Consider the following 2878-nt stretch of genomic DNA (forward strand, 5'->3'; position numbering starts at 1 on the left):
CCATCCCATGCGCCGTTGCGTTGAGCGGTGCTGTTGGCGGGTGGTTTGCTAGTGCCGTCCGTCGGGGGTGGTGCCTGTCGGGGCCAGCCCGTTGGAGCCGCGCGAAGGAATCCGTAGGCAGGACGGCCGGGCAAAAAACCCGCAAGAAAACCACCGCCACTTCGGCAGCCGTACGAAGATGACGAAGCGGGAGTCCGGCGCGAAGGCGCCGGACCGGCTCCTCCGGGCTGGCCCCGACAGGCACCACCCCCGACGGACGGCACTAGCAAACCACCCGCCAACAGCACCGCTCAACGCAACGGCGCATGGGATGGCCTTATTCCAGCCCCGCCAGGCGCAGTTCCGCGCACAGCCCGCCACCTTCGCGGTTGCGCAACGTCAGCGTCCCGCCCGTCACCGCGGCCAGTTGGCTGGCGATGGCCAGCCCCAGCCCGGTTCCGCCGGTATCCCTGTTGCGCGAACCCTCCAGGCGATAGAACGGCTGCAGCACGTCTTCCAGCCTATCGTCCGGAATCCCCGGACCCCGGTCCAGCACCGACACCGTCAGGCTGCCGTCGTCACTCGGTTCCACGTGGACCTCGGCTCTGCCGCCTCCGTATTTCAGGGCGTTGTCGATCAGGTTCCCCAGCAGGCGCCGCAGCGCGTGCGGACGCGTCAGCATCGGGCCGCTGCTGGAACCGCTCAGGCTGACATCCTTGCCCGTGTCCTGGTAATCGCAGGTCAGGCTGTCCAGGAAGGCGCAGATATCCAACCGCGCCGGTTTCTCCAGCGCCCCGTGCGCCGTGCGCGCGTACGCCAATCCTTCGCGCACGAGACGCTCCACTTCGTCCAGGTCCTGCGCCAGCTTGGTTTTGTCCGGGGACTCGTCCATCAGCTCCGAACGCAGCTTCATGCGCGTGATGGGCGTCTGCAGATCGTGCGAAATGGCGCCGAGTATGCGCATGCGTTCCGCCAGGTGCGCGGCGATGCGGTCCTGCATGGCATTGAAGGCGGTCGCCGCGTGCGCGACTTCCATGGGCCCTTGCTCGTCCAGCCGCGGGCCGGTCTTGTTCGGGTCCAGGGTATCGGCGGCATGCGCCAGGCGCGTCAGCGGCCGCACGGCCAGGCGTACGGCATACCACACGCATCCGACCAGCAACAGCAATTGCACTGCCAGTACCAGCGGCAGCCACATCGCCAGCGGCATCAGCGACAGATGGATGTCCAGGGTGACCGGGCTGCCGTCGCGCAGGTGCATCATGGCCTGGATATGCTTGGGATCGCTGGCCATCGCGCGCACGGCAACGTCGCGGCCGGGCAGGGCGTCGCGGATCCGGTCCGCCGCGGATTGTCCGGCGGAGTTCGTCACGGGCCGGTCGGCCACGCCCTCGCGCAGCAGGTAGACCCGGTTGGCCGTGCTCAGGCGCGGCAGCCAGGCGGGCCGTTCGTCCGGCGGCAGGCGATCCAGGATATCCATGGCGATGGAGACATCGCTGCCCAGGGCACCCAGCATCATGGACTTGCCGGCTTCGTAGCGTTCGTAGAACAGCAGGGCCAGCGACAGGGCCTGGGCCACGGCCAGGCCCACCAGGAAAATCACGAACAGCCGCACCACCAGGGTACGTGGCCATAGGGCAAAGCGTTGCACGGCGCTGGGAGCGGACATCGCGGCGGTCCCGTTCATGTGTTCTCTTCGGTGACTTCGACCGTGGCGGCGAAGACATAGCCTTCGCTGCGGACGGTCTTGATGTACATAGGCTCGCGCGCATCCTCGCGCAGGCGCTGGCGCAGGCGGCTGATCAGCAGGTCGATGGAGCGTCCGAAGACGTCGGCATCGCGGCCCTGGGTAAGGTTCAGCAGCTGGTCGCGCGTCAGCACCCGCTGCGGATGGTCCAGGAATACGCGCAGCATCCGGTACTCGGCGCCACTGAGGGAGACCACCGTGCCGCTGCTGTCCAGCAGATGGCGCGCCGTGGTGTCCAGCCGCCAGTCGCCGAAGCGGATCTGCCGGCCCGCCTCCGTGACCTGGAAGTTGGGCGGCAGCATGCGTGTGCGGCGCAGCACGGCCTTGATGCGCGCCAGCAGTTCGCGCGCGACGAAGGGTTTGACCAGATAGTCGTCGGCGCCCATTTCCAGGCCCAGGACGCGGTCCATATCGTCGCTGCGCGCGGTCAGCAGCACGATGGGAATGCGTTTGTGCTTGCCGCTGCGCAATTCGCGGCACAGGACCAGGCCGTCGTCGCCGGGCATCATGATGTCCAGCACGATCAGGTCCACGGCGCTGCTTTCCAGCAGCGTGCGCATCTGCCGCCCGTCGGCCGCGAAAGTGACGTTCAGGCCGTTCTTCTTCAGGAAGTTGCCGGCCAATTCGCGGATCTCGCGATCGTCGTCGACGATCATGATGTGATCGACATGGTCCATCTGCGGTGCCTTTATCGTTGGCCTGGTGGAAGCGGACACGGGCCGCCGTCCGGAAGAGTGTATTTAAAATCCGCGCCGCCGGCGTTCGGGGCCGTCCAGGCGATCCTTATCGTCGCGTCGCTCCCGGCGATCGCGAAGGTGCGGTACGCCGTTATCGACGATCAGCGGGCAGGGGCCGGGCCGCAGCGCCTCGGCGCCCAGGCCGCCCAGCATCAGCAGCAGGGTGGATATCCAGCGTTTCATGGTTGCGGCGCGACGGCTATGGATGTCGCGTTCGAGAGGGGCGCGGCAAGGCAGGGCGCCGGTATGGCGGTGGGCGGTCATCGCGATGCTCCTAGGCGAGTGGCCCGTGCCGCTTCCGGTCGGGAGCGGCACGGGCGTTCCGCTGTGTCCGGTACGCGATCTGGTCGTTCCGGCAGCGTCGATGCCCGCTTTATACCGTCCGCGGACGCGCCGTTTGTGTCGTACTGTATATGCC

Annotated in this window: 3 protein-coding genes; all 3 read right to left on the bottom strand. The window is 67.4% G+C overall.

Annotated elements, in window-relative coordinates:
* Positions 1 to 316: 316 nt before the first annotated feature.
* Complete coding sequence (locus ACO1P8_RS04520) at positions 317 to 1663, bottom strand: sensor histidine kinase (protein WP_486294723.1); 1347 nt, start codon at positions 1661 to 1663, stop codon at positions 317 to 319.
* Complete coding sequence (locus ACO1P8_RS04525) at positions 1660 to 2400, bottom strand: response regulator (RefSeq protein ID WP_486294724.1); 741 nt, start codon at positions 2398 to 2400, stop codon at positions 1660 to 1662. Before ACO1P8_RS04525 ends, ACO1P8_RS04520 begins: the two co-directional genes overlap by 4 nt.
* A gap of 63 nt (positions 2401 to 2463) precedes the next feature.
* Entirely contained in the window at positions 2464 to 2724 is a 261-nt protein-coding gene (locus ACO1P8_RS04530; protein ID WP_486294725.1) for a hypothetical protein, read from the bottom strand.
* Between the last annotated feature and the right edge of the window lie 154 nt (positions 2725 to 2878).

Source organism: Bordetella sp. (genome assembly GCF_057362025.1).